This is a genomic window from Bradyrhizobium sp. AC87j1 (assembly GCF_002936975.1).
GTDB lineage: Bacteria > Pseudomonadota > Alphaproteobacteria > Rhizobiales > Xanthobacteraceae > Bradyrhizobium > Bradyrhizobium shewense.
Map to the genome: position 1 here is coordinate 88,871 of NZ_PTFE01000005.1, position 25,691 is coordinate 114,561.

Annotated in this window: 25 protein-coding genes; 10 read left to right on the plus strand and 15 right to left on the minus strand. The window is 65.3% G+C overall.

Annotated features, from left to right (window positions below; all coding sequences use genetic code 11):
* Positions 1 to 158 precede the first annotated feature (158 nt).
* The 3 genes from CV770_RS05175 to CV770_RS05185 form a co-directional block, all read right to left on the minus strand.
* A complete protein-coding gene (locus tag CV770_RS05175; protein WP_091965798.1) occupies positions 159 to 365 on the minus strand; it encodes a hypothetical protein in 207 nt (68 codons plus the stop codon).
* 167 nt (positions 366 to 532) lie between these two features.
* Positions 533 to 1,156 (minus strand): HAD family hydrolase, encoded by a 624-nt coding sequence (locus CV770_RS05180; RefSeq protein WP_104461551.1) that lies wholly within the window; start codon positions 1,154 to 1,156, stop codon positions 533 to 535.
* Between the two features lie 13 nt (positions 1,157 to 1,169).
* A complete protein-coding gene (locus CV770_RS05185; RefSeq protein ID WP_104461552.1) occupies positions 1,170 to 2,303 on the minus strand; it encodes an alpha-hydroxy acid oxidase in 1,134 nt (377 codons plus the stop codon).
* Between the two features lie 342 nt (positions 2,304 to 2,645).
* On the opposite strand from CV770_RS05185, the gene CV770_RS05190 reads away from it, so the two are divergent.
* Positions 2,646 to 3,983: a S41 family peptidase gene (locus tag CV770_RS05190; RefSeq protein WP_104461553.1), complete on the plus strand. Its 1,338-nt coding sequence runs from the start codon at positions 2,646 to 2,648 to the stop codon at positions 3,981 to 3,983.
* 74 nt (positions 3,984 to 4,057) lie between these two features.
* Here the strand turns inward: CV770_RS05190 and CV770_RS05195 are convergent, their stop codons facing one another.
* The gene (locus CV770_RS05195; protein ID WP_104461554.1) at positions 4,058 to 4,810 is read right to left on the minus strand and encodes an SDR family oxidoreductase; all 753 of its coding nucleotides are present in this window, start codon (positions 4,808 to 4,810) and stop codon (positions 4,058 to 4,060) included.
* Between the two features lie 309 nt (positions 4,811 to 5,119).
* Positions 5,120 to 7,852 (minus strand): bifunctional diguanylate cyclase/phosphodiesterase, encoded by a 2,733-nt coding sequence (locus tag CV770_RS05200; RefSeq protein WP_104461555.1) that lies wholly within the window; start codon positions 7,850 to 7,852, stop codon positions 5,120 to 5,122.
* 310 nt (positions 7,853 to 8,162) lie between these two features.
* Here CV770_RS05200 and CV770_RS05205 point away from each other — a divergent pair, with 310 nt between their 5' ends.
* On the plus strand, positions 8,163 to 8,327 hold the full coding sequence (locus CV770_RS05205) for a Flp family type IVb pilin (protein ID WP_104461556.1): 165 nt from the start codon (positions 8,163 to 8,165) through the stop codon (positions 8,325 to 8,327).
* Here the strand turns inward: CV770_RS05205 and CV770_RS05210 are convergent.
* The 3 genes from CV770_RS05210 to CV770_RS05215 are packed head-to-tail and all read right to left on the minus strand — an operon-like array spanning position 8,308 to position 10,975.
* Positions 8,308 to 9,564 (minus strand): MFS transporter, encoded by a 1,257-nt coding sequence (locus CV770_RS05210; RefSeq protein WP_104461557.1) that lies wholly within the window; start codon positions 9,562 to 9,564, stop codon positions 8,308 to 8,310. The two genes, CV770_RS05205 and CV770_RS05210, sit on opposite strands and share 20 nt — an antisense overlap.
* Positions 9,561 to 9,962 (minus strand): amidase family protein, encoded by a 402-nt coding sequence (locus CV770_RS44010; protein WP_349627962.1) that lies wholly within the window; start codon positions 9,960 to 9,962, stop codon positions 9,561 to 9,563. The genes CV770_RS05210 and CV770_RS44010 overlap by 4 nt, the downstream gene beginning before the upstream one ends.
* A complete protein-coding gene (locus tag CV770_RS05215; protein ID WP_349627963.1) occupies positions 9,959 to 10,975 on the minus strand; it encodes an amidase in 1,017 nt (338 codons plus the stop codon). Before CV770_RS05215 ends, CV770_RS44010 begins: the two co-directional genes overlap by 4 nt.
* Positions 10,976 to 11,114: 139 nt before the next feature.
* Here CV770_RS05215 and CV770_RS05220 point away from each other — a divergent pair, with 139 nt between their 5' ends.
* Positions 11,115 to 11,708: a CGNR zinc finger domain-containing protein gene (locus tag CV770_RS05220; RefSeq protein WP_104461558.1), complete on the plus strand. Its 594-nt coding sequence runs from the start codon at positions 11,115 to 11,117 to the stop codon at positions 11,706 to 11,708.
* A 14-nt stretch (positions 11,709 to 11,722) separates the two neighbouring features.
* Here the strand turns inward: CV770_RS05220 and moaC are convergent, their stop codons facing one another.
* Genes moaC through CV770_RS05240 form a run of 4 tightly spaced genes read right to left on the minus strand, consistent with a single transcriptional unit; the run spans position 11,723 to position 15,983 of the window.
* Positions 11,723 to 12,223 (minus strand): cyclic pyranopterin monophosphate synthase MoaC, encoded by a 501-nt coding sequence (gene moaC / locus CV770_RS05225; RefSeq protein ID WP_104461559.1) that lies wholly within the window; start codon positions 12,221 to 12,223, stop codon positions 11,723 to 11,725.
* A gap of 1 nt (position 12,224) precedes the next feature.
* A complete protein-coding gene (gene trpC, locus CV770_RS05230; protein WP_104461560.1) occupies positions 12,225 to 13,046 on the minus strand; it encodes an indole-3-glycerol phosphate synthase TrpC in 822 nt (273 codons plus the stop codon).
* 1 nt (position 13,047) lies between these two features.
* Positions 13,048 to 14,067, minus strand: coding sequence for an anthranilate phosphoribosyltransferase (gene trpD / locus CV770_RS05235; RefSeq protein WP_104461561.1), 1,020 nt, complete (start codon positions 14,065 to 14,067; stop codon positions 13,048 to 13,050).
* 14 nt (positions 14,068 to 14,081) lie between these two features.
* Positions 14,082 to 15,983, minus strand: a complete 1,902-nt coding sequence (locus CV770_RS05240; protein ID WP_104461562.1) for a SurA N-terminal domain-containing protein — start codon at positions 15,981 to 15,983, stop codon at positions 14,082 to 14,084.
* A 223-nt stretch (positions 15,984 to 16,206) separates the two neighbouring features.
* Between CV770_RS05240 and tpiA the strand changes: the two genes are divergently transcribed.
* From tpiA to CV770_RS05275, 6 genes are all read left to right on the plus strand, one after another.
* A complete protein-coding gene (gene tpiA / locus CV770_RS05250) occupies positions 16,207 to 16,962 on the plus strand; it encodes a triose-phosphate isomerase (RefSeq protein WP_104461563.1) in 756 nt (251 codons plus the stop codon).
* Positions 16,963 to 17,103: 141 nt separating this feature from the next.
* Entirely contained in the window at positions 17,104 to 17,490 is a 387-nt protein-coding gene (gene secG / locus CV770_RS05255; protein ID WP_104461564.1) for a preprotein translocase subunit SecG, read from the plus strand.
* 166 nt (positions 17,491 to 17,656) lie between these two features.
* Entirely contained in the window at positions 17,657 to 19,288 is a 1,632-nt protein-coding gene (gene pyrG / locus CV770_RS05260) for a CTP synthase (protein ID WP_091965742.1), read from the plus strand.
* A gap of 79 nt (positions 19,289 to 19,367) precedes the next feature.
* Positions 19,368 to 19,694: an NIPSNAP family protein gene (locus tag CV770_RS05265; protein WP_104461565.1), complete on the plus strand. Its 327-nt coding sequence runs from the start codon at positions 19,368 to 19,370 to the stop codon at positions 19,692 to 19,694.
* Positions 19,695 to 19,817: 123 nt separating this feature from the next.
* Positions 19,818 to 20,666, plus strand: coding sequence for a 3-deoxy-8-phosphooctulonate synthase (kdsA, locus tag CV770_RS05270; protein ID WP_091965740.1), 849 nt, complete (start codon positions 19,818 to 19,820; stop codon positions 20,664 to 20,666).
* Positions 20,666 to 21,871, plus strand: a complete 1,206-nt coding sequence (locus tag CV770_RS05275; protein WP_104461566.1) for an MFS transporter — start codon at positions 20,666 to 20,668, stop codon at positions 21,869 to 21,871. Before kdsA ends, CV770_RS05275 begins: the two co-directional genes overlap by 1 nt.
* A gap of 42 nt (positions 21,872 to 21,913) precedes the next feature.
* Here the strand turns inward: CV770_RS05275 and CV770_RS05280 are convergent, their stop codons facing one another.
* Genes CV770_RS05280 through CV770_RS05290 form a run of 3 tightly spaced genes read right to left on the minus strand, consistent with a single transcriptional unit; the run spans position 21,914 to position 24,217 of the window.
* Positions 21,914 to 22,675, minus strand: coding sequence for a substrate-binding domain-containing protein (locus CV770_RS05280; protein ID WP_104461567.1), 762 nt, complete (start codon positions 22,673 to 22,675; stop codon positions 21,914 to 21,916).
* Between the two features lie 60 nt (positions 22,676 to 22,735).
* Positions 22,736 to 23,188 carry a preQ(1) synthase gene (gene queF, locus CV770_RS05285; RefSeq protein WP_165637764.1) on the minus strand — a complete coding sequence of 151 codons (453 nt, stop codon included), beginning with the start codon at positions 23,186 to 23,188 and terminating at the stop codon, positions 22,736 to 22,738.
* A 51-nt stretch (positions 23,189 to 23,239) separates the two neighbouring features.
* Complete coding sequence (locus CV770_RS05290; RefSeq protein ID WP_104461568.1) at positions 23,240 to 24,217, minus strand: Vgb family protein; 978 nt, start codon at positions 24,215 to 24,217, stop codon at positions 23,240 to 23,242.
* A gap of 176 nt (positions 24,218 to 24,393) precedes the next feature.
* On the opposite strand from CV770_RS05290, the gene eno reads away from it, so the two are divergent.
* A complete protein-coding gene (gene eno, locus CV770_RS05295) occupies positions 24,394 to 25,677 on the plus strand; it encodes a phosphopyruvate hydratase (RefSeq protein ID WP_104461569.1) in 1,284 nt (427 codons plus the stop codon).
* Positions 25,678 to 25,691: the final 14 nt, after the last annotated feature.

Here is a 25,691-nt window from a genome sequence, read left to right on the forward strand (position 1 = left end):
GGCAAAATTGCGGTGCGGGCACGATTTATCCTGCCGCTTCCGGCCCTGGATGGAAAGCGGGCTCAGGCCTGGTGTGGCATGATCCAGAGAACGAGACCGATCGGCAGGAGGGTGGCCATGGCGAGGACGAGAATGACGAGCGCCACGGCCAGCATCGCTCAACTCCCGCTCGGCCGGTCCGGCCCGTCGTCCAGCGCGACGTCGGGAGCCTTCGGGCCTTGATCCTTGTCGGGCAGCGGATCGGCCTGGGATTTCAGGTCGGCGGCCTTGCTGATCAGCTTGGCGGAAAGGTCAGAATCCGAGGTGGTTCTTGCGAATTCAAGCAGGAGAGAGGCTTGCTTGGTGAGATAGGTTTTGCCCAGCACGTCCATAAGTCCGGTGTAGAAGTCCCAACGGACTCAAGAGTCCGGAAGGGGCCATTCCGTTCCCGGAACTCCGTACAAAAATGCACAAAGCGCTCTGGTTCCTCATTTTGGGCAAATTGGTTCCGGGAGGGCTGCCCGACCTTGCGCCTCCCACTGAGCGGAGATCGTCAGATGCCCAATGCCTTCAAGGCGTTCCCGACGTCGCGCGGCGACGTCACGTGCACCGCCGTCAGCCCGCGCGACCGCGCGCCCTCGATGTTCTCGGCGAGATCGTCGAAGAACACGATGCGCCCTGCGGGCACGCCGATCGCGGCGACGACATGGTCGAAGGCTTCCGCGTCCGGTTTGCGCAGGCCGATGCTTGACGACAGATACAGCGCGCGGAAATGGCCGAGCAGTTCGCCGTATTCCTTCGAGAAATAGTCGACATGCGGCCGGTTGGTGTTGGAGAAGGCGTAGAGCGGCATCTGTTTCGCCGCGCGCGGCAGCAGCTCGGCGATATCAGGCATCTCGCCGGCGAAGATCGCGTTCCAGCCTTCCAGGAACTGCGCGTCCGAAATGCCGATGCCGAGCGATGCACGCAGCGAGGCGAAATAATCCTCGTCGCTGATCTTGCCGACCTCATGCAGCCGGTAGGCATCGTCACGCACATAGCGCGCGACGATGGCCTCGGGCTGGCAGCCGGCATGTCCCGCCCAGCAGGCGATCGCCTTGGAGAAATCGATGTCGAGCACCACGCGCCCGAGATCGAACAGCAGCGCATCCGCGCTGCCGGGAGAGAGCGAAGTCATTGCGTCCTTTCACTCAGTATCGATACGGATCGTGGTCGAACAGCGGGAATGCGCTGAACACGCTCGGCGGGTTGGTGGCGGTCGCCGGATGCAGGCAGGATTTGTCCACCTCGGCAAATGACGTGGCGCCCAAAAGGCCGAGGCAGCGCAGCACCTCGTCCTCCAGCAGCTCCAGCATCCGCGCGACGCCGGCCTCGCCAGCCGCCGCCAGCGCCCAGCATTGCAGCCGGCCGATGCCGACCATGTCCGCGCCCGCCGCGATCGCCTTGACGATGTCGGTGCCGCGGCAGATGCCGCCGTCGACCATGATCTTGGCGCGGCCCTTCACGGCCTCGACGATCTCGGGCAGCACATGCATGGCGCCGCGGCCGTGGTCGAGCTGGCGGCCGCCATGGTTGGAGACGTAGATCCATTCGACGCCGTGATCGACCGCGATCAGGGCGTCCTCGGCGGTGGCGATGCCCTTCAGGATCAGCGGAATCCTGAACTTGTCCTTGATCATCTTCACGGTCCGCCACTCCAGGCCCTTCTGGAAATCGCCGCCGGTGGCACGCAGGCGGCTCTCGCGAACGTAGCGCTTGGCGATGTCGCGTTCACGACGGCTGTAATGGGCGGTGTCGACGGTCAGGCAGAAGCCGGCATAGGCGCTCTTCTCGGCCCGGCTGACGACATCGGCGACAAAGGCGTCGTCGCCGCGGACATAGAGCTGATAGAGCCGCAGCGCATCCGGCGCGGCTTCGGCGGTCTGCTCCAGGCCGGGCTCGGACACCGAGCTCAGCATGTGCGCCGCACCGAAGGTGCCGGCAGCGCGCGCGACGCTCGCCGCGCCATCCGGATCGAAGATCTCGAGCGCGCCGACCGGGGCGAGCACCACCGGCAGGCGCATCTTGCGGCCGAACTGCTGAACCGAGCCGTCGACCTTGCGGACGTCGCGCAGCACCCGCGGGCGGAAGGCGATCTCGTCCAGCGCCATGCGGTTGCGGCGCATCGTGGTTTCGGTCTCGGCGGCGCCGACGATGTAGTCCCAGGCGTTCTGGTTGAGGTTGGCCCGCGCTTTCCGAATGAATTCGTGCAGGTTCTGGAACGGCTCGTTGCTGGCGCCGAGCTCGACGTTCCGTTCCGGCCGGATCCGGGGTGCTTCGTTCATTGTTATCCTCCCGAGAATTTGAAGCCTTGTGTCATCGCCTAACCCGTCCAGCGCTCCAAAACCATCCTAAAATGGCATGGCTGCGCGGCGTGGACGGGCGCACCTATTCCCCCTTGGGGCGGGCCAGTCCTGCAACGTTGCCAAAAGTTTAGGCCTGAACGAAGCGATTTTTGCGGTGTACCGGTCGGCGGTGCGTCCCGGCCTTGAAGAAACCAGAATGGTATTGTGAGAAGTGGACTGGATCGCCAATTGCATGGCGCGTCCCAAATCTGCTTCCCAAGTCTCGAGAGACGAGCCCAGGCAAGCTCAAGCGAACCGCCAAGCAAAAAGGCAAGCCCACCCATGCGGAAAACCCTGCTGTTCCCTCTGGGCGCGCTCACCGGAGCGTGTCTCACCCTTCTGGTCGCCAGCCCGCACGGTGGTGTATGGGCGGCACGGGCGGCAGCGAGCGCGGACGATGCCTATTCCCAGCTCAACCTGTTCGGCACGGTGTTCGAGCGCGTCAAGGCGAGCTATGTCGAGAAGCCCGACAACGCCAAGATGATCGAAGGCGCGATCACGGGCATGGTGACCTCGCTCGATCCGCATTCGCGCTACATGAACGCGAAGGCCTGGACCGAGATGCAGGAGACCACCTCCGGCGAGTTCGGCGGCCTCGGCATCGAGGTCACGATGGAAGACGGTCTCGTCAAGGTCGTTTCCCCGATCGACGATACGCCCGCCTCGAAGGCCGGCCTGATGTCCGGCGACCTCATCAGCAAGATCGACGGCGAGGCCGTGCAGGGCATGACGCTCGAGCAGGCCGTCAACAAGATGAAGGGCCCGGTCGATACCAAGACCAAGCTCACCATCGTGCGCAAGGGTGCTGACGCGCCGCTCGACGTCGCGATCACGCGCGAGATCATCCACGTGCGCCCGGTGCGATTCCACGTCGAGAACGGCGACATCGGCTATATCCGCGTCACCTCGTTCAATGAGCAGACCACCGACGGCCTGAAGAAGGCGATCGCCGCGATCTCCAAGCAAGTGCCGCAGGAGAAGCTCACCGGCTACGTGATGGACCTGCGCAACAATCCGGGCGGTCTGCTCGACCAGGCCGTCTCGGTGTCGAGCGCCTTCCTCCAGCGCGGCGAGGTCGTCTCGACCCGCGGCCGCAGTCCGGAAGAGACCCAGCGCTTCACCGCGCATGGCGGCGACCTCACTAGGGGCAAGCCGCTGGTGGTCCTGGTCAATGGCGGCTCGGCCTCGGCTTCCGAGATCGTGGCCGGCGCGCTGCACGATCACAAGCGTGCGACCATCATCGGCACGCGCTCGTTCGGCAAGGGTTCGGTGCAGACGGTCATTCCGCTCGGTGCCGGCAATGGCGCGCTGGCGCTGACCACCGCGCGCTACTACACGCCGTCCGGCCGCTCGATCCAGGCCCAGGGCATCGCCCCCGACATCGAGATCCTGCAAGACGTGCCGCCGGAGCTGAAGGGCCGCATGGACACCATGGCGGAGTCCCAGATGCGCGGGCATCTCTCAGCCGGCGAGGGCGGCGAGCAGACCGGATCGCAATCCTACGTTCCGCCGAAGGAGGAGGACGACAAGGCCCTGCATGCCGCGTACGACTTCCTGCACGGCGTCACCGCCAATGCGGTGGCCGCAAAGCCCGCGTCGAAGGCCGCGGTGCCGAACTAGATCTTACGCCCCCCAGACATCGATCGCCCGGGAGTGGATGTCCACTCCCGGGCGAATTTGTTTTGGGCCTCGCCTCAGCTCGGGTTCAGGGCAGCAAAGGTCGCCTCATAGCGGCCGTCGCGCTCGGCCCATCGTCGTGCACGGTCGCGTTCAACCAGCACTTCATCGCGGGGATGTCCCCGCAGTTCCAGCAACTGCATGACTTCCGCGACATAGGCAGCAAGCGGCATGGCGCGTGCATCGCTCGCCTGCTGCGTGCCGGTGAGCTCGGTCTGCACATAGGGTGGCGCAAGCTCCAGCACCTCGACCGGGATATTGCGGAGCTGATGCCGCAGCGACTGCAGCCAGGAATGCAGGAATGCCTTGCTGGCGCAGTAGGTCGGGAAATCGGCACGCGGCACGAAGGCGAGGTTCGAGCTGGTCGCGATGATGGTCGCGTTGGATTGCCTCTTCAGCAACGGCAGACATGCTGCCGTCACGCGCAGCACGCCCATGATGTTGGTCTCGACGATGGCTTGTGCGTCCTGAACATTCCAATCCGCGCTCATGTCCTCCGGACGCGAGATGCCGGCATTGACGATCACCACGTTGAGCTCGGGGAAACTCGAACGCACCTCGGCCGACAAGCGTGGCAATGCCGAGGGATCGTCAAGGTCGAGCGATAGGCCGATCAGGCCGGGACGTTCGGCCGCGATCTGATCAAGGAGGGTCTGTCGTCTTCCGGTGACGATGACGCGGTTGTCGCGGTCGTGGAAGGCTTCAGCGAGCGCGCGGCCAATGCCGCTGGTGCCGCCGGTGACGAGGATCGTGTTGCCAGTCATTTTCATGTTGCTGCCTTTCGACTGAGGTGAAGGCCACGGCAACTCCTGGACTCCCGACGACGAACAATCCGACAAGACAGCCCCATCGCGGCGCCGATGGGCCGCGGTGAATCAACGTCTTGAATGGGGTCCGCAAGCAGGGGAAATGGCATACCGTGGCGTCTCGTGAATCGAGAACTCCCTGCTGGGATCCTCTCGACAAAGGACGCGTTGGATGACGGTAACGCCTACGGCAGCGCCGTCTGACACGGAGCTACGGGTGCGGAGATACTTTGGGCGCCCGTGATCGTCAAGTCCGAGGTGAGGGCGGCGAGCCTAACTCGCCTCGCGGCGGCGGGCTTTCGCGCCGCCGCGCTGGGCGAGCCGGCTGCGATGCAGCGCGAACAGCTCCTGCACCTTGTCGGCGGGCTTCGCGGCGCTGAACAGATAGCCCTGCATCTCGGAGCAGCCGAGCGCGCGGAGCAGACGCTGCTGCTCCTCCGTCTCGACGCCCTCGGCCGTGGTGGTCATGCGGCGCGCGGCCGCCAGATTGACGACGGCCTGGACGATGCTGGCCGAGCCGTCGGGGCCGCCGATGTCGTCGACGAAGCAGCGGTCGATCTTGATCTTGTCGAACGGGAAGCGGTGCAAATAGCTCAGCGACGAGTAGCCGGTGCCGAAATCGTCGAGCGCGATGCGCACGCCGATGGCGCGGAGCTGGTGCAGGATCGCCAGCGCCGTGTCGTCGTCGCGGATCAGCACCGCCTCGGTGATCTCGAGCTCGAGCCGGCTCGCCGGCAGGTTGGAAGCAGCGAGCGCCGCCATGATCTTCAGCGCCAGCGTGCCGCTCTTGAACTGCACCGGCGAGACGTTGACGGCGAGGCGGATGTCGTCGGGCCAGTTCGCAGCGTCCCGGCAGGCGGTCGCCAGCACCCATTCGCCGATCTCGTTGATCAGGCCGGTATCTTCGGCGATCGGGATGAACTCCGCCGGCGAGACCATGCCGCGCGCGGGATGACGCCAGCGCACCAATGCCTCGCAGCCGGTGATGCGATCATCCTTCAGGCTGAGGCAGGGCTGGTAATAGACCTCGAGGCCGCCATCGCGCCCCCCTTGGGCGATGGCGTGGCGCAGGTCGCTCTCGAGCTGCCGGCGCTCGCGGACCTTGGCATCCATCTCCGGCTCGAAGAAGCGATAGGTGCGGCGTCCGGCGGACTTGGCGGCGTACATCGCCATGTCCGCGTTCTTGAGGACCTGGTCGAGCGCCGTGCCGTGTTCCGGCGCGAGCGCAATGCCGATGCTGGCGTCGGTGGTGAGATGGTGGCCCATGCAGTCGAACGGCGCGCGGATGGCGGCGAAGACCCGTGCGACCAGCTCGTTGACCTGGTCGAGCGACGCCACCGCGCTCTGGACGATCGCGAATTCGTCGCCGCCGAGCCGCGCCACGAAATCCGCCGGGCCGGCACAGCGGCGCAGGCTTCCGGCGATCGATTTCAACAGCTCGTCGCCGACGAGATGGCCGAGCGCGTCGTTGACGCCCTTGAACTCGTCGATGTCGATGTAATGCACCGCGATCTGTTCGTCGTTGCCGACGGCGGCCAGCTCTTCGCGCAGATGCTCGTGGAACATGGTGCGGTTGGGCAGGTCGGTCAGCGCGTCGTAATGGGCGAGGTGGGTGATGCGCTCCTCGATCCGGCGGCGCTCGGTGATGTCCTCATGCGTCGCCACCCAGCCGCCGTCCGTGAGCGGCTCGTTGAGGATGTGGATCGAGCGGCCGTCGGAGGTGTCGACCACCATGGAATTGCGCGTATGGACGCCCTTCAGCACGCGCACGACATAGTCGTCGATGTCGCCCGTGAACGAGCCGGTCGCCTTGCGATGGGCGATGATGTCGTGGAAGCTCGAGCCGGGCTTCACGACCTCGGCCGACAATCCGTACATTTCGAGATAGCGCTGGTTGCAGACCACCAGCCGCTGCTCGGCGTCGAACAGCAAGAGGCCCTGCGTCATGTTGTTGACGGCGCGATCGAGCCGCTGCTTTTCCAGCGTCAGCCGTTCCCGCGAGAGGCGGTGCTGCTCCAGAAGCTTGCGCACGACCGCGATCAGCACGCCTGCGATGGCGAGCGCGGAAGAGGCGGCCACCGAGATCAGGATGCCGATCTGCTCGCGCCAGTCCGTCAAGGCGGAGGCGCGCGTCGTGGTGGCCATCATCAGGATCGGGAAGTGGGGCAGGGCGCGCGAGGAGATCAGCCTGTCTTCGCCGTCGACGGGGCTCATGAATCGTCCGGCGAAGTGATCGAGGTCGAAGACTCTCTGCTGCGCGGTCGTGCCGGACTTGAAATTCCGCCCCATCAATTCGCTGGAATGGGGATAGCGGGCGAGCAGCGTACCGTCGCGATGCAGCATCGAGATCGTCGCGCCCTCACCGAGCACGACGGAGGCGAAGAACTTCTCGAAATTGGCGGGCTCGATGCCGCGCCCGACAACACCCAGGAACTCGCCGTTCGGCCCGACGATCCTGCGCACGATCAGGACGGTCCAGGCGCCGGAGATGCGACTGTGCAACGGCTCGATCAGGATATCAGGCGAATAGGGATCGTATTTGAAAGTGCGAAAATAGGCGCGGTCGGCAACGTTCACTTTCGGAGCCGGCCATGCCGTCGACGAATTGATCAGATTGCCTTCGGCATCGATGATGTTGACGCCGCCGATGTAGGGCAGCGCTTCGATCTTCGAGCGCAACATCCGGTGGACGTCCTCGCCGGCGAGGCGCTTGCGATAGTCCTCCACGGTCCTGATTCCGGTCGTGCGGACGTGATCGACGAAGTCCTTCTGGATGACCGCGAAATCCTGCAATTGCTGATCGAAATGATGGGCGAGCAGCAGCACGGTGTTTTCCAGCTCGCGGCTGGAGTTGCGCAGCGTCCGCTCGCGGAAGTTCTGCGCCATCAGGACCGAGCCAATGGCGATGGCCGCGATAAGCAGGGCGCCGCCCACCACCAGCCAGCGGATCGGTCCGCTGCGCACGAAGGCGTGGTCAAAGAGGCGACTGCCGAATCTCGTCATCATGCTGGATCATTGCCGTGCACACGTCAGGATCAATTCTTGGCCCCGAAGACACCCGTTGGTTTACGGGAACGGTGTGGAGGCGAAGTTAGGAAGCGCGGTTAACGCTGTGTGAACGGCCGCGCGCAAATGCAACCGAGATGCGCGATACAGCGGGCAGGAATTGCCGAAGGCATTGGAGGGCGCCGGTCAATTCCTGCCGGCCACGCCACAATCAACCAAGGCCTAACCATCTAACGTGTTGGGGATCCTCAAATCGGCATTGGCACGTGATTTGCGAGATGCCTGCTGACGACACAGAGAGGACGCAACGATGAAAAGCACCTTGAAGAACTTCCTTGCCGACGAGCGTGGGGCAACCGCGATCGAGTACGGCCTGATCGCGGCCGGCATCGCGCTGGCCATCATCACTGTCGTGAATGGCATGGGCTCCAAGCTCAACAGCAAATTCACCGCGATCAGCGCGTCGCTGCGCTGATCGCGCGGGTTCCGCTGCGCGCCAGTATCGCCACCACGATCAGCGCCGCGACGATGTTCGCGGCGGCACCGATCAGGATCCGCATCGTATAGCTGTGGTTGACGTCGTAGGCGAAGCCGGCGGCACTCGGGCCAATCAGCGTGCCGAACGCCACGCTGGTGTAGAGAATGCCGATGATTCCGCTGACATTGCGTCCGCCGAAATAGTCCATGACCACAGAGGGCAGCAGCGCGACCCAGCCGCCGTAGAACACGCCGTAGACGAAGGCAAAAGCGGCGAGGGTCCAGACATCAGCAGCAATGGCCCAGATCGCCATCGCGAGCGCCATTCCGGTCAGGACCAGGATCAGCGAGCGGTCGCGGCCCATCCGGTCGGCGAGTGCGCCGAGAAAGAAGCGGCCAGCGGTGCTGCCGGCCCCGATCACGCCGAGCAGCAGCACGGCAGAGGACGCCGCGACCCCGTGGTCGCGCGCGTAGGGCACGAGATGGACGAACGGGACGAAGGCTCCGAACGAGCAGACCAGACACGATAGGTAGAGGGCGACAAACCGCGTCGACCGGATGGCCTCGCGCACGGATGCGCCGCCGGCGTTGTTGGCGCCCGCGGCATCGCGAGGCGGATCGCCATCGGGTCCGAGGCCGCGGTGCTTCGGATCGTTCTCGATGAGCAGCGACATCCCGCCGCCCAGCACCAGCGCAATCACGCCCAGCACCAGATAGGCTCCGCGCCATCCCACCGAGGCGATCAGCAATGAGGCGAGCGGCGGCATCGCCAGTGTACCGAGCCCGATGCCGCTCACCGCGAGCCCGGAGGCAAAGCCGCGGCGCCTGACGAACCAGCGTTGCACCGCGCCGATGGCCGGGACATAGGCGCAGCCGACGCCGAGGCCGACGCCGAGCCCGTAGGCAAGATAGACCTCGACGACGGACCGGGCAGCGCTCGCGGCCGCAAGTCCGACCGCGACCAGGATCATGCCGGCGACGGCCAGCGGACGCGAGCCAAACCGGTCGGCGAGGGGACCGCTGACGAGGCCGAGCGCGAAGTACAGAAAGCCCGCGATCGAAAACACCAGCGAGATCGAACCGCGCGAGGCGCCGAAATCGCGCTGGAGCGGCTCGAGGAATGCGCTGAACGTGTAGGCGGAGCCGAAGCCGACGAACATGACGGCAAACGCCGCCGCGACGACGAACCAGCCATGGAAAATGCTTCGCTGAGCGAGCGTGGATTGAATGGTCAATGCTGCCTCCGCGAGGTGAGGGAAGGATGGCGACGATGCCAAGACGTGGCCCGCTGGAAGGCCGCGCCGGCGCGCACGAGCGTGGCCTCGCCGAGATGGGCGGCGACGAGTTGGAACGCGATCGGCAGCCCGTCCGTCGACGCGCCGCCTGGCAGTGTGATGGTGGGATGACCGGTCATGTCGAACGGGCAGGTGTAGCGCTGCAGCTTCGCGATTAGATCCGGCTGTTCGCCGAGCGTCTGGATCATGGCAAGCGTCACTGGCGGGAACGGGTGCACCGGGATCAGCAGCAGGTCGATGGTCTCGAACAGCGCAGTCACCCGGCCGCGTAGCGCCAGCCGCCGCAGCAGGATCTTCTGATAGTCGAGAGCAGAGAGAGCGCGGCCGGTCTCGATCACGGAGGCGAGGATCGGACCATAATCATCCTTGCGGGCGGGATAGGTCGCCTCATGAGCGCCGCAGCTTCCACCGCACAGTTCGGCGTCCAGTCGGCGATCGCCTGCGTGACGTCGGGAAATCGGACATTGACGGTGTCGGCGCCAAGCGCGCGGAAAGCATCGATGGCGTCCGCCAGCACGCGCTGGGTCGCAACGTCCACGTCGTCGCTGTTCCAGGCAGGATCGACGCCGATCCGCAAGCCCCGCACGTCCTGTGCGGCGGCGGCCAGATAGTCGGGCACCGGATCGATCAGCGATGTCGGGTCGTTCGGATCGTGTCCGGCGATGACGCCGAGCAGCGCACCGGCGTCGGCCGCGCTGCGGCCGATCGGTCCGACATGGTCGAGTGACGCGGCAAGCTCGAAGGTGCCGTGGCGGCTGACGCGGCCCCAGCTCGGCTTCAATCCGGTCAGGCCGTTGGCGGCGCAGGGCCAGCGGATCGAACCGCCGGTGTCGGAGCCGAGCGAGCCGAAGCAAAGTCCGGCAGCCGTCGCGACCGCCGAGCCGCTGGACGAGATACCCGGCCAGTAGCTCGCATTCCACGGATTCTTCGGCGGTTTCACCAGCGGATGGTGATCGGCATAGGCGCCCTCGGTGAGTTGCACCTTGCCGAGGATCACGGCGCCCGCGTTCTTGAGCCGGCGCACGACGGTTGCGTCTTCATTGGGACGAAAGTCGCGATGAAGCGTGGTGCCGGCCGCTGTCGGAACGCCCTCGGTCCAGAACAGGTCCTTGAGCGCAATCGGCACGCCATGCGGGGGGCCCCGATACCGGCCCTGCGCGATGTCGGCGTCCACGGCTTTCGCCTCGGCCATGGCCGTTTCCGCCATCACGTGAACGTAGCTGCCGAGATCGCGGTCGACGGAGGCGATCCGGTCGAGTTGCGCGCGCGTCACCTCCAGCGCCGAGATTTCGCGCGACTTGAGGCGTGCCGCGAGCGCGGTGAGTTCGAGATAGTGCAGGGCGTCGGCCACGGCTCGGTTCTCCATTCCAGTGATCGCAGAGGCGCTCGACCCCGAGGGATCGTTCGACACAGGTATAACTGGAATACAGGTGTCGCTTGCTGTCAACCAGTAAATATGTTTTACTGGTGTTCAAATCTTTGGTGTTCCGATGTCGAAAGAGTCGCGCAAATTCCAGGTTCCCGACGCGTTGGCGAACCTCTACGATTTCGCCAACACGCTCGATGTTCGCCGCTTCACGCATTTCGGCGTGGAGCACCCGGAGAGCGATGAGCTCAGTGGCCCGAAGGACCTGGCGGACTGGATGCGGGAACGCGGCCTTGGCGCCAAGCGCGGCCATGTCACGCCTGCAATGTTCGAGACGGCGCTGAGGATGCGCGAGGCCTTGCGTGCCTATCTGCAGTGTGAGCCGAGCGAGCGGCTCCGGAACAAGAGCGTTCTCGGCGCGCTCAATGACGCGCTGGCGCCGTTTCCGTTGCGGGTCGAGGCGCACGCAGGCCGTGGCGCAACGCTGTCAGCAGCGCGCGAGGATGCGCTCGCCGGCCTGTCGGTCATCGCGATCGAGCTTCATGACGCAACCCTCGTGGGAACGCTGGATCGGCTGAAGATGTGCGCGTCGGAGGAATGCCGCCGGGTGTTCTTCGACCGGTCGAAACCATCGACGCGGCGATGGTGCATGTCGACGCTATGCGGCAACCGGATGAAGACGCGCGCTTATCGCGAGCGGCAGCGCGAGGCGAAATAGAGCGGATTGCGCAGTCAGGCGCGGTAATGGCCGGACTTGCCGCCGAGCTTTTCGACCAGATGGATGCCTTCGATGCGCACGCCGCGCTCGACCGCCTTGATCATGTCGTAGATGGTGAGGCAGGCGACCGAGACGGCCGTGAGGGCCTCCATCTCGACGCCGGTCGGGCCCGTGACCTTGACGCTGGCGCGAACGAGGCAGCCCGGCAATTTCGCGTCGGGCTCGATGTCGAGCGTCACTTTCGACAGCGCCAGCGGATGGCAGAGCGGGATCAACTCCGAGGTGCGCTTGGCGGCCATGATGCCGGCGATGCGGGCCGTGCCGAGCACGTCGCCCTTCTTGGCATTGCCGGATACGATCAGGTCGAGCGTCGCCTTGGTCATGACGACCCGGCCTTCCGCGACTGCAAGCCGCTCGGTCGCCGGCTTGTCGGATACGTCGACCATCCGCGCCTCGCCGGAGGCGCCGATATGGGTGAGGGCGGGGACGACTTTCTTGGCCGGCTTGCGCGCCATGTCAGCGCGTGCCCGTCGCGCGCGTCGCACTCTCGCGCGCGAGCAGCGTGCGCGTCGCGGCGGTGACGTCAGCCTGCCGCATCAGGCTCTCGCCGACCAGGAAGGTCGACATGCCGACCCGCTCGAGCCGGGTGAGATCGGCGGGCGTGAAGATGCCGCTCTCGCCGACCATCAGCCGATCCCCGGGGATCAGCGGCGCCAGTGTTTCGCTGGTCGCGAGCGTGGTCTCGAAGGTGCGAAGATTGCGGTTGTTGACCCCGATCATCGGTGAGCGGAGCTTGAGCGCGCGGTCGAGCTCGGCGCGGTCGTGGATCTCGATCAGCACGTCCATGCCGTAGGCGAGCGCGGCGTCTTCGAGCTCTTTTGCCGTGGCATCATCGAGCGCGGCCATGATGATCAGGATGCAATCGGCGCCGTGCGCGCGCGCTTCCGCCACCTGATAGGTGTCGAACATGAAATCCTTGCGCAGCACCGGCAGTGCCGTCGCCGCACGCGCCGCCACCATGAAGTCGAGATGGCCCTGGAACGAGGGCGTGTCGGTCAGCACCGACAGGCAGGCCGCGCCGCCGGCTTCATAGGCTTTCGCGAGCGCGGGCGGATCGAAATCGGCGCGGATCAGCCCCTTCGACGGCGACGCTTTCTTCACCTCCGCGATCAGCGCGTTGTCGCCGTTGGCGTGCTTGGCCTTGATCGCCTGCACGAAGCCGCGCGGTGCGGCTTGCGCCTTGGCCTTCGCCTCGACCGCCGAGAGCGGCTCGGCGCGCTTGGCGGCTGCGATCTCTTCGCGCTTATAGGCTTCGATCTTGGTCAGGATGTCCGACATGTCAGGCTTGGCCGTTCGAGATCGCGATCAGGTGCTTCAGCTTCGCTTTGGCGGCGCCGCTGTCGATCGACTTCATGCCGATCGCGACGCCCTCCTTGAGGTCCTTGGCGCGTCCGGCCACGACCAGCGCTGCGGCGGCGTTCATCAGCGCGACGTCGCGGTAGGCGCTCGGCTTGCCGTCGAGCACGCTCTGCAGGGCGATTGCATTGGCGTCGGCGTCACCGCCTTTGAGCGCGCCGGCCTCGCAGCGCGGCAGGCCGGCATCCTCCGGCGTCACCTCGAAATTGCGGATCTCGCCGTTGTGGAGCGCTGAGACGAAGGTCGGGCCGGTGAGGGTGATCTCGTCGAGGCCGTCGGAGCCGTGGACGACCCAGGCGGATTCGGAGCCGAGGTTCTTCAGCACCTGCGCCAGCGGCTGCACCCATTGCCGCGAGAACACGCCGACTATCTGCCGCTTCACGCCAGCCGGGTTGGACAGGGGGCCGAGCAGATTGAAGATCGTGCGTGTCGCAAGCTCGACTCGGGTCGGGCCGACATTCTTCATGGCCGGGTGATGAGCGGGAGCGAACATGAAGCCGATGCCGCATTCGCGCACGCAATGGCCGACCTGTTCGGGCCTGAGGTCGATCTTCACCCCGAGCGAGGCCAGCACGTCGGCCGCGCCCGAGCGCGACGACAGCGCGCGGTTGCCATGCTTGGCCACCGGCACGCCGGCGCCGGAGACGATGAAGGAGGCGCAGGTCGAGACGTTGACCGAGCCGGAGCCGTCGCCGCCGGTGCCGACGATGTCGACGGCTTCAGGCGGTGCCGTCACGCTCAGCATCTTGGAGCGCATCGCCGTAACAGCGCCGGTGATCTCGTCCACGGTCTCGCCGCGTACCCGCAGCGCCATCAACAAGCCGCCCATCTGCGAGGGCGTGGCCTCGCCCGACATCATGGCGTCGAAGGCGGAAGCCGCTTCCTCACGCGACAGGCTGGCGCCGGTCGCCACTTTTCCAATGATCGATTTCAGGTCGTCCATCGCGTGCTTTCAACTTACTGCTGGTTCGCGCCGGTCACCTGCGCGAAGGCGGCCTGATTAATGGTGGTCCCGATGTCGGTTTCAAGCTTGTTGACGTAGGAAGCGACCTGCTCCTCGGTCTGGGCGCGGTCGAGGCTTTCCTTCAGCTTCTTGACCGCGTCGGAGGCGGCGTCGACCGCGGGTTCGACGATGTCGGTGACGCGGAAGACGATCACCTCGGTGCCGCCGGTCACCGGCGTCTGTCCGACGCCGTCCTTGGCGGTGCGGAAGGCGGCCGATACGACGGCTGCGGGCACGCTGGCAGGCGTATCGTCGCGCTTGAAGCCGGTTGCAGTCTCGACCTTGGCGCCGATCGCTGCGGCTTCATCGGCAAGCTTGCCGCCCCCTTCGAGCTTCTGAACCATCTCGGTCGCCTTGGCCTTGAGCTTGGTGGCGATCTGGTCCTGACGCCAGCGCGCCTCGACCTGGTCGCGGACCTCGTCCAGATTGCGGTCGCGCGACGGCGTGATCGCGAGCACGTCGTACCAGACATAGCCGCCCTTGAACGAGATCGAGTCGTTGTCGACGCCGACATCGGTGTTGAAGGCCTGCGACACCACGTCGAGGCCCTGCGGAATGTTGGCGACCGGCTGGCCGTTGGGGGCGCGGCCGGAACGATCGACCGCGTCGATGGTCACGGCGGTGAGGCCGAGCTTCTGCGCCGCGTCGATCACGCTGGCGCCGCCGCCGCGCTCGTCTTCCATCTTGTCGCGGAGATCGGCGACCTTGACGCGCGCGCGCTCGGTGGCGATCTCGCGCTTGATGTCGCCGGCAAGGCTGGCGTAGTCCGCCTCTTTGCCCGGCTCGATCTTGTCGACCCTGACGATCGCGACGCCAAGCCCACCCTGGATCGGCTGGCTGATCTCGCCGGCGGGAAGCGCGAAGGCGGCATCGCCGACGGCGGCAGCGAGCGAAGACTTGGTCACGAGGCCGAGGTCGACGTCGGAGGCGCTCAGCCCGCGCTCCTTGCCGAGGTCCTCGAACGACATTCCGCCGACGAGGCGCTCGCGTGCGGCCTGCGCGTCGGTCACGTTGGGAAACACGATCTGCTGGATCTGGCGCTTCTCAGGCGTGCCGAGCCGGTCCTTGCGCTGCTCGAACACCTTCTTGGCGTCCTCATCGGAGACCTCGCTCCACTTGCCGATTTCTTCCGGCGAGACCACGACGAAGGAGATCTTGCGGTATTCGGGCGCGCGGAACTGGACCTTGTGGTCCTCGAAATAGGCGGCGAGCGCCTCGGGCGAGGGCGCGTCGATCTGGCCGGCCTGGGCGGCATCGAGCCTGACGAATTCGATGGCGCGCTGCTCGTTCTGGAAGCGCGTCAGCACGTCGATCATGGCCTTCGGCGGCTCGAGGCCCGCACCGATCGTGCCGGTGATCTGCCGGCGCAGCGAGACCTTGCGCTGCTCGGCGACGTAGCGCTGCTCGGTATAGCCGAAATTGCGGATCACGGCCTGGAACCGGTTCGCATCGAAGCTGCCGCCGACGCCCTTGAAGTTGGGGTCGTTCATGATGACTTGGCGGATCTGGTCGTCGGACTGGCCGAGCCCGAGCCGGCGCGCCTCTTCGTCGAGGGCGGCTTCGGCGATCGTCTGCTGCAGCACCTGGCGGTCGAGGCCGAAGGCACGCGCCTGGTCGGGCGTCAGCGGACGGCCGAACTGGCGGCTGATCTGTTGCAGGCGGTCCGTATAGATTTGGCGGAACTCGTTCAGCGAAATCTCGGTGCTGCCGATCTTGGCCACCGTGGACTGCCCGAAGCCCTTGAAGATGTCGGCGATGCCCCAAATGCCGAAACTGACGATCAACACGCCCATCACCACGGCCATAATGGTTTTGCCGAGCCAGTTTGATGAGGCCTTGCGCATTCCTCGAAGCATTTGGTCCAACTTGTTTGAGCAGGAGGGGAACGGGATCGCGTCTTAATGCAGATTCAGCAAAAGCGCGTCACCAAATTGATCAATCATCATAAAGTGGTGGCTTTCCCCCCGCAACCTCGGGTCCGGCGACCGTTTGCGGCTGCGGTTAAAAGCCTCTGGTCTCTGGAACTGCAGCAGGTCCTCTGCTAGCGCATGCACAAACCTCATTTTGCTGGAAATTGACATGACCGACGCCATCCGCCCCCTGATCGCCGGCAATTGGAAAATGAACGGCCAGAAGGCCCAGGCTGCCGAGTTCGACGCCATGCTCGACGGTGCGGCCGAGGTGAGCGGCAAGGCCGATCTGCTGGTCTGCCCGCCTGCGACCCTGATTGCCACCTTCGCCGACAAGGCGCGCGGCAAGAAAGTCGGGGTCGGCGCCCAGGATTGCCACCCCAAGGCCTCCGGTGCCCATACCGGCGATATCGCCGCCGAAATGCTGGCTGATGCCGGGGCAACGGCCATCATCGTCGGCCATTCCGAGCGCCGCGCCGACCACGGCGAGGGCGATGCCCTGATCCGGCAGAAGGCCGAGGCCGCCTGGCGCGCCGGTGCGACGGCGATTGTCTGCATCGGCGAGACTCAGGCCCAGCGCGACGCCGGCCAGACACTGGACATCCTGCGCGGGCAGCTCGCCGGCTCCCTGCCTGATGGCTCGACGGCCGCGAATCTCATCGTGGCCTATGAGCCGGTCTGGGCAATCGGCACCGGGCTCACCCCCACGGCCAAGGATGTCGAGCAGATTCATGGGTTTATCCGGGAGGTCCTGACCTCCCGGTTCAAGACCGACGGGGCGAACATGCGCATCCTCTACGGCGGCTCGGTCAAGCCCTCGAATGCGGCCGAGTTGATGGCGGTCAAGAACGTCAACGGGGCGCTGGTTGGCGGCGCCAGCCTGAAGGCGGCCGATTTCCTTGCGATCGCGAAGGGGTGCCCCTAGCTAACCCCAAAGCGGCTGATCCGGACCCGATCGGGGGTGGCAATGGCCCCTCTGATCGTGTAACACCGCGCAACTTCAGGAAAACCCGCGAAGCGCGATCGGCCGCCGTCAGGCGCCGCCCGCTTGTGACGGAAGGATACTATGCAGACCGTTGTCATCGTCATCCACCTCATGATCGTCGCCGTCATGATCGGCGCCGTCCTGCTCCAGAAGTCGGAAGGCGGCGGCCTCGGCATGGGCGGCGGCGCAGGCTTCATGTCGAGCCGCGGCACCGCGAACCTCTTGACGCGGACCACCGCGATTCTTGCCGCCGGCTTCTTCCTCACCAGCATGTTCCTGTCCTGGCATGCGGGCTACAGCCGCGCGCCGTCGTCGATCATCGGCACGCCGGCCTCGCAGGGCCAGCCGGCCGGCGGATCGCCGATCGCGCCGCCGACCTCTGGCGGCATCCTGGATTCGCTGAAGAAGGCCGACGAGCAGCAGCAGGGGCCGGCTCCGAGCGGCCCGCAGGTGCCTCGTTCGCAATAAAGCAGGGGGGCCATGCAGGGCGGTGGCTACCGTCCTGCATCAACAATCCCCATCAAGGCACTGTCACCACTCTTAGTTTTGGCTCACCCACAGGCCCGCAAAATCTTTGGGGCGGAATACGAATCGCTTTGGCGAATCGAATTCGAGGGATTAGAGGTTAAGTCCCATGGCGCGGTACATTTTCATCACCGGCGGCGTGGTTTCTTCGCTCGGCAAGGGTCTGGCTTCAGCGGCACTCGGTGCGCTGTTGCAAGCCCGGGGCTACAAGGTCCGCCTCCGCAAGCTCGACCCCTATCTCAACCTCGATCCCGGAACGATGTCGCCGTATCAGCACGGCGAAGTGTTCGTGACCGATGACGGCGCGGAGACCGATCTCGATCTCGGTCACTACGAGCGCTTCACCGGCCGTCCCGCGACCAAGCAGGACAACATCACCACGGGACGTATCTACCAGGACATCATCTCCAAGGAGCGCCGCGGCGATTATCTCGGCGCGACCATCCAGGTGGTTCCGCACGTCACCAACGCCATCAAGGAATTCGTCCTCTCCGGCAATGACGATTACGACTTCGTGCTGGTCGAGATCGGCGGCACCGTCGGCGACATCGAGGGCCTGCCGTTCTTCGAGGCGATCCGCCAGCTCAAGAACGAATTGCCGCGCGATCACGCCATCTACATTCACCTCACGCTCCTGCCTTACATTCCGAGCGCCGGTGAGTTGAAGACCAAGCCAACGCAGCACTCCGTGAAGGAGCTGCGCTCGATCGGCATTCAGCCGGACATCCTGCTCTGCCGCACCGACCGCGAGATTCCGAAGGAAGAGCGGCGCAAGCTGGGTCTGTTCTGTAACGTGCGTGAAAGCGCCGTGATCGAGGCGCGCGACGCCGACAGCATCTACGCCGTGCCCGAAGCCTATCACGCGGCGGGCCTCGACGACGAAGTGCTTGCCGCCTTCGGCATCGAATCGCGCATCCCGCCGGTGCTCAAGAGCTGGCACCAGATCAACGAACGCATCCGCAATCCCGAGGGCGACGTCACCATCGCCATCGTCGGCAAATATACCGGCATGAAGGATGCGTATAAGTCGCTGATCGAGGCGCTCTCGCATGGCGGTATCGCCAACAAGGTCAAGGTCAATCTCGACTGGATCGAGAGCGAGATCTTCGAGAAGGAAGATCCCGCGCCGTTCCTCGAGCACGTCAACGGCATCCTGGTGCCCGGCGGATTCGGTCAGCGCGGTGCGGAAGGCAAGATCCGCGCGGCGCAGTTCGCGCGCGAACGCGACGTGCCGTATTTCGGCATCTGCTTCGGCATGCAGATGGCGGTGATCGAGGCGGCGCGAAATCTCGTCGGCATCGAGGACGCCAACTCCACCGAGTTCGGCCCGACCAAGGAGCCGCTGGTCGGCCTGATGACGGAGTGGCTGCGCGGCAACGAGCTCGAGAAGCGCTCGAATGCCGGCGACCTCGGCGGCACCATGCGGCTTGGCGCTTACCCCGCCGCGCTCAACCGCGGCAGCCGCGTCTCGCAGGTCTATGGCGGCGCAACCGAGATTTCCGAGCGCCACCGCCACCGCTACGAGGTCAACACCGCCTACAAGGCCCGCCTTGAGCAGCACGGCCTGAAATTCTCAGGCTTGTCTCCGGACGGCGTGCTGCCTGAAATCGTCGAGTACGAGGATCACCCCTGGTTCATCGGCGTCCAGTTCCATCCCGAGCTGAAGTCGCGGCCGTTCGAGCCGCATCCGCTGTTCGCGTCCTTCATTCGGGCGGCGATGGTGCAGAGCCGGCTGGTGTAGCGCACGCTCTCCCTTTGACGATTGCGCGTTTTGTTGCGACAAGCTCCCAGCAAGAACAACAATGCAGGAGTGAACTCCAATGATCTACGAAATGCGCGTCTATCGTTGCGTGCCGGGTCGGCTGCCGGCGCTCTTGAAGCGGTTCGAGACCGCAACGCTGAAGATCTGGGAGAAGCACGGCATCAAGCAGGCCGGGTTCTTTACGACCGTGATCGGTGAATCCAACCAGGATCTGACCTATTTCCTCGCCTGGGACTCGCTCGCCGAGCGCGAGACGAAGTGGGGCAAGTTCGTGACCGATCCCGACTGGACGAAAGCGCGCACCGAGAGCGAAGCCGACGGCCAGATCGTCGCCAACATCGTGAGCCAGATCCTGACGCCGACCGCCTTCTCCTCGGTCAAGTAGCAGCTCCTGCAAGGGAGGCGCCGGGGAGGCCCGGCGCAACCCTGTTATTCAAGCAGCCCGGCCCGAATAGGGTTGATCCGACCCTCATCGCGGCTATGGTCGCGCCGAAACGAGGGATTTGCCTTGAGCTCTTCGCATTCAGCGGCGCCGGTCGTCACCATTGGCAGGGTCAAATTCGGCAACGATCTGCCGATCTCGATCATTGCAGGACCCTGCCAGCTCGAAAGCCGTCAGCATGCGCTGGAGGTCGCCTCCGCGCTGAGGGAGATCGCGGCACGGCTGAACATCGGCCTCGTCTACAAGACCTCGTTCGACAAGGCCAACCGCACCAGCGCGTCGGCGGCGCGCGGGCTGGGCCTCGCGCAGTCGCTGCCGATCTTCGCCGAAATCCGTTCCTCGCTCGGCCTGCCTGTCCTGACCGACGTGCACGAGGCCACGCAATGCGCCGAGGTGGCGCAGGCCGTGGACATTCTGCAGATTCCGGCCTTCCTGTGCCGGCAGACTGATCTGCTGCTCGCGGCGGCGGCGACCGGCAAGGTCGTCAACGTCAAGAAGGGGCAATTCCTCGCGCCGTGGGACATGGCAAATGTCGTCACGAAGATCACCAGCGCGGATAATCCCAACGTGCTCGTCACCGAGCGCGGCGCCTCCTTCGGCTACAACACACTGGTCTCCGACATGCGCGCGCTGCCGATCCTGGCGCGCACCACCGGCGCGCCCGTCATCTTCGACGCCACCCATTCGGTGCAGCAGCCGGGCGGGAAGGGGACCTCGTCGGGCGGTGAGCGCGAGTTCGTGCCGGTGCTGGCGCGCGCGGCCGTGGCGGTCGGCGTCGCCGGCGTCTTCATCGAGACCCATCCCGACCCCGACAGTGCGCCGTCCGATGGACCCAACATGGTGCCGCTGCGCGAGTTCGAGGGGCTGATCGCCAGGTTGATGGCGTTCGACGCGCTGGCAAAGAACCCGCGCTGATGCAGCAAGGCGAGGCGCGGCCGCACGATCACGGCCTGCCGGCAGCGCTCTACGTCATATCAGGAGCTAGCTTCGCCGCGGCGCTTTCGGCGCGCGCACTCGACCCGGTGTTGCCGCACGTCGCCGAGGATTTCGGCGTCAGCATTGCCACCGCCGCGGGCTTTGCCGCGGTGTTCGCCTTCACCTTCTCGATCATCCAGCCGATAGTCGGCGCCGCCGCCGATCTGTTCGGCAAGACGCGGCTGATGATCGGCTGCCTCGCGCTGCTCGGCCTTGCCAACATCCTGGGCGCACTCTCGTCCTCGTTCTCGGTTCTGTTTGCGACCCGCATCCTCGCCGGCATCGGCTCCGGCGGCGTGTTTCCGGTGGCGCTGAGCCTGACCAGCGATCTCGTCGGGCCCGAGAAACGTCAGGTCGCGATCAGCCGCACGCTTGCCGGCGCCATGACCGGCAATCTGCTCGGTGCCTCGGCCTCCGGCCTGATAGGCGATTTCCTCGGCTGGCGCGGCGTGCTCGCGGTGCTCGGCGCGCTCGTGATCGTGGCGTCGATTGCGGTTGCCGCCGGCTTTCGCGGCGCCAAGGTCAAGCACCCGCCGAAGACGAGCCTGTCGGCGCTGAAAGCGGGCTATCGCACCATCTTCACCAATCCGAACGCCTATGTCTGCTATTCGGCGGTGTTCATCGAAGGCTGCTGCGTGCTCGGCCTGTTTCCCTACATCGCCTCGTTCCTGTTCGAGCTCGGGCAGACCTCGCTGTCGATCGCCGGCATGGTCATCGCGGGCTTTGCGGTCGGTGGCCTGTTCTACACGCTGACGGTGTCGCGCCTGCTGCCGTGGCTCGGCGTCAAGGGCATGATGATCGCAGGCATGACGCTGGTCGCCTCGCAACTCGTCGCCGTCGCATTCGGTCCGCGCTGGGAAGTGCAGGCGCTGAATCTCATCGTGATGGGATGGGGCTTCTACATCGCCCATGGCTGTCTTCAGGTGTTCGCCAGCGAGCTCTCGGTCGAGGCGCGCGCCACCGCGCTGTCGCTGCATTCGTTCTTCTTCTTCATGGGGCAGACCGTCGGGCCGCTCGCCTATGGCTTTGGGCTCCAGCATGCCGGCAAGATGCCGACCCTGTTCGCGAGCGCAGCGATCATGGTCGTGCTGGGCTTCGTCTGCGCCCGGCTGCTCAAGCCGCGTGCACCGGCTGATGCGCGCTGACGGCGCCTCGTCCGGCGGAGGTGTCGACCGGGCGAGACTTGGCTAATTCGCCCCGGCGGCCGTGATCGGCTCCATACCACTCCCGATGATCGCTTCGCGCGCGGCTGGGGAGGCCAGGAACTTGATCAAGGCATGGCCTGCCTCGGGCTCCTTCGAACCGGTCGCAATCCCGGCGGAGAAGATCGTGATTTTCTGCAAATCGTTCGGCAGCGGTCCGACGATATCGATGCCCTTGACGGGCTTCAGCTCGCTGATCTGCTGGAAGCCGAGCTCGGCTTCGCCATGCGCGACGATCTCGCCGACCGGCGTTGCCAGGATCTTGCGCGCCTTGTCCTTCATGACGTCGGCAATGCCCAGCTTGTCGAACATCTCGGTCGAGACGTAGACGCCGCTGGCGCTGTCGGAATAGGCGATCGTCTTTGCCGCCAGCAGAGCGCGCTTGACTGCCTCGACCGAGCTGATGTCCGGCTTGGGCGCACCCGATTTCACGGCGACCCCGATCGGCGACTTGGTCAAATCGACCTGGCTGCCGGCAACGACCTTGCCCTTGCTCGCGAGGTCGGCGAGGGCATAGCCCACCATGATCAGGACATCGGCCGGCTCGCCGCGTTCGAGCCGCACCGGGATTGCATTCGCCGTCGTTCCCATCGACGGCCCATATTCCGTCAGCACCTTGTGACCGGTGGCCTTCTCGAATTCCGGCACGAGCGCTTTGTAGGCGGCCGTCAATCCGCCCGAGATCATCACGCGGACCTCGGCGGCACCGGCCGAGCCGGCCAGCCAGAGGAAGCTGAGAAAGCCCAGAGCAAGCTTGAAGGCGAAGGCAGCGGAATGCTGACATCGATTTCATGGGTCCGTCTCCCTCTAGCCGCGCCCGCGATAGGGCGCGACGCCTTGCTCGGGCACCCACAGGCCCTTCGGCACGCGGCCGGTCTGCCAGAACACGTCGATCGGGATGCCGCCGCGCGGATACCAATAGCCGCCGATGCGCAGCCATTTCGGCTTGATCTCGCTCGCAATGCGCTTGCCGATCATCACGGTGCAATCCTCGTGGAAGGCGCCGTGGTTGCGGAAGCTCGCGATGTAGAGTTTGAGCGATTTCGATTCCAGCAGCCACGGACCAGGCGCGTAGTCGATCATCAGATGCGCGAAATCCGGCTGGCCTGTGACCGGACAGAGCGAGGTGAATTCCGGCACGGTGAAGCGCACCAGATAGTCGGTGCCCTTTTGCGGATTGGGCACGCGGTCGAGCTGGGCATCTTCCGGTGTGTGCGGCCATTCGACCGCGCGGCCGAGCTGGAGGGATTTCTTCGCCATCGTCGTCACATCCTGTTTCGGATGCCGGGATGGACGCAAATGCCACTGCCGTCAACCGGCCGCGATCGTCTGGATCATGACGATGCGATCGTTGCCGGACTCGCAGCCCCAGAGTTCGCCCGGTCGGCCGTCGAGCTGGCGTACATTGGCGTTGGCCCTGTCGCTCGGGAAGACGTTGAACGTCTCAGTGGGGGGATCGAAGCGGACAATCGCGTTGGCGGAGAAATCGGTCAGCCAGACCTTGTCCTTGTCGTCGACGAAGACAGCGTAGGCGCGGGGACGCTCGCCCGGCAGCTTCCAGCTCTTCCACGATCCATCGGCGGGATCGTGCACCGAGACATGGCCGCTGTTCCATTCGCTGACCCAGATCCGGCTCTTCGAATCCGACCAGACGCGCCGCGATCCCTGGTTCGGCGTCGGTGGCGTGACCACGGCGGCATTGCCGCTTGCCGGGTCGATCTTCGCGATATAGCTGCCGGCAAGCGAGGCGTACCAGACCTCGCCCTTGGGCGTCACCGTGATGCCATAGGGGCCGACGCCCTTGGGCGCCTTGAACACATTCATTTCGCCGGACTTAGGCGCGAGGCGGCCGTAATAGCCGGACTGGCCGGTGAACCAGTAGGTGCCTTCCTTGTCGAACACACCGGTGTTGAGATTGGCGGAGGCGAACTTTTCCGGCAGGCGGAACAGCGTGACCTTGAGATCGCCGGGATCGACCCGGGCGATCGCGTTCTGGCCGCCCTCGGTGATCCAGGGCGCGCCATCGGGGCCGATGGTGACACCATGCGGCGCCGCGCCCTGACCGAGGCTGACCGTCTTGAAACGGCCATCCCGGGGATCAAGCCTGCCGAGCAGGCCCTTGCCCTGCGCCGTGAACCAGACCGAACCGTCAGGGGCGGGCGTCAGATCGTGCAGGCCGATGCCGGCACTGATCGGGAAGTATTTTGTCCGGAACGGGCCCTCTTGGGCAAAACTTGGGCGCGCCACGAACAGGGCGGTGCTGGAAGCAAGAAACTGGCGGCGATTCATGGCGTTACCCCGACTGCTTGGGATTGAGGATGCACGCACAGACCCGATGCTCTCGACCTTAATCCCGGCGCCTTCACGCGTCAGTCGACGTGCCACCCTCAAGCGTTCACATTTGCTTGCGGCCCGTGTAAGACCCGCGGCGAACCGATCAGCTCCAACGAACGGAAGTGCACATCATGACCGCCATCATTGACATCATCGGCCGCGAAATCCTCGATAGCCGGGGCAATCCCACCGTCGAGGTCGATGTCGTGCTGGAGGATGGCGCGCTCGGCCGCGCCGCGGTGCCGTCCGGCGCCTCAACCGGTGCCCATGAGGCGGTGGAGCTGCGCGACGGCGACAAGGCCCGCTATCTCGGCAAGGGTGTCAGCAAGGCGGTCGGTGCCGTCAACGGCGAGATCTTCGAGGCCTTGAGCGGCCTCGATGCCGAGCAGCAGGCCCAGATCGACCAGATCATGATCGACCTCGACGGCACCGCGAACAAGAGCCGGCTCGGCGCCAACGCCATCCTCGGCGTCTCGCTCGCCTGCGCCAAGGCGGCCGCGAATTCGCTCGACATGCCGCTCTATCGGTATGTCGGCGGCACCTCCGCGCGCCTCTTGCCGGTGCCGATGATGAACATCATCAATGGCGGCGTGCACGCCGACAACCCGATCGACTTCCAGGAATTCATGATCCTGCCCGTCGGCGCGTCCTCCTTCGCCGAAGGCCTGCGCTACGGCGCCGAGGTCTTCCACACGCTGAAGTCGGAGCTGAAGAAGGCCGGCCACAACACCAACGTCGGCGACGAGGGCGGCTTTGCCCCGAACCTGCCGTCGGCCGACGCCGCGCTGGAATTCGTGATGAACGCGATCGGCAAGGCCGGCTTCAAGGCAGGGACCGACATCGTGCTCGGCCTCGATTGCGCCTCGACCGAGTTCTTCAAGGGGGGCAAGTACGTCTATGAAGGCGAGGGCAAGACCCGCTCGATCTCGGAGCAGGCCAAGTACCTTGCGGACCTCGTCGGCCGTTATCCCATCGTGACCATCGAGGACGGCATGTCGGAGGACGACATGGACGGCTGGAAGGAGCTCACCGACCTCATCGGCAAGAAGTGCCAGCTGGTCGGCGACGACCTGTTCGTCACCAACGTCAAGCGCCTCGCCGACGGCATCAAGACCGGCCGCGCCAACTCGATCCTGATCAAGGTCAACCAGATCGGCACGCTGACCGAGACGCTCGCCGCCGTCGAGATGGCGCACAAGGCCGGCTACACCTCGGTGATGTCGCACCGCTCCGGCGAGACCGAGGATTCCACCATCGCCGACCTCGCGGTCGCCACCAATTGCGGTCAGATCAAGACCGGCTCCCTTGCACGTTCCGATCGCACCGCCAAATACAATCAGCTCCTGCGCATCGAGCAGCAGCTCGGCAAGCAGGCGCTGTACGGTGGCAAGGCCGCACTGAAAGCGCTGGCATAAGCCAGCGCTTCGAC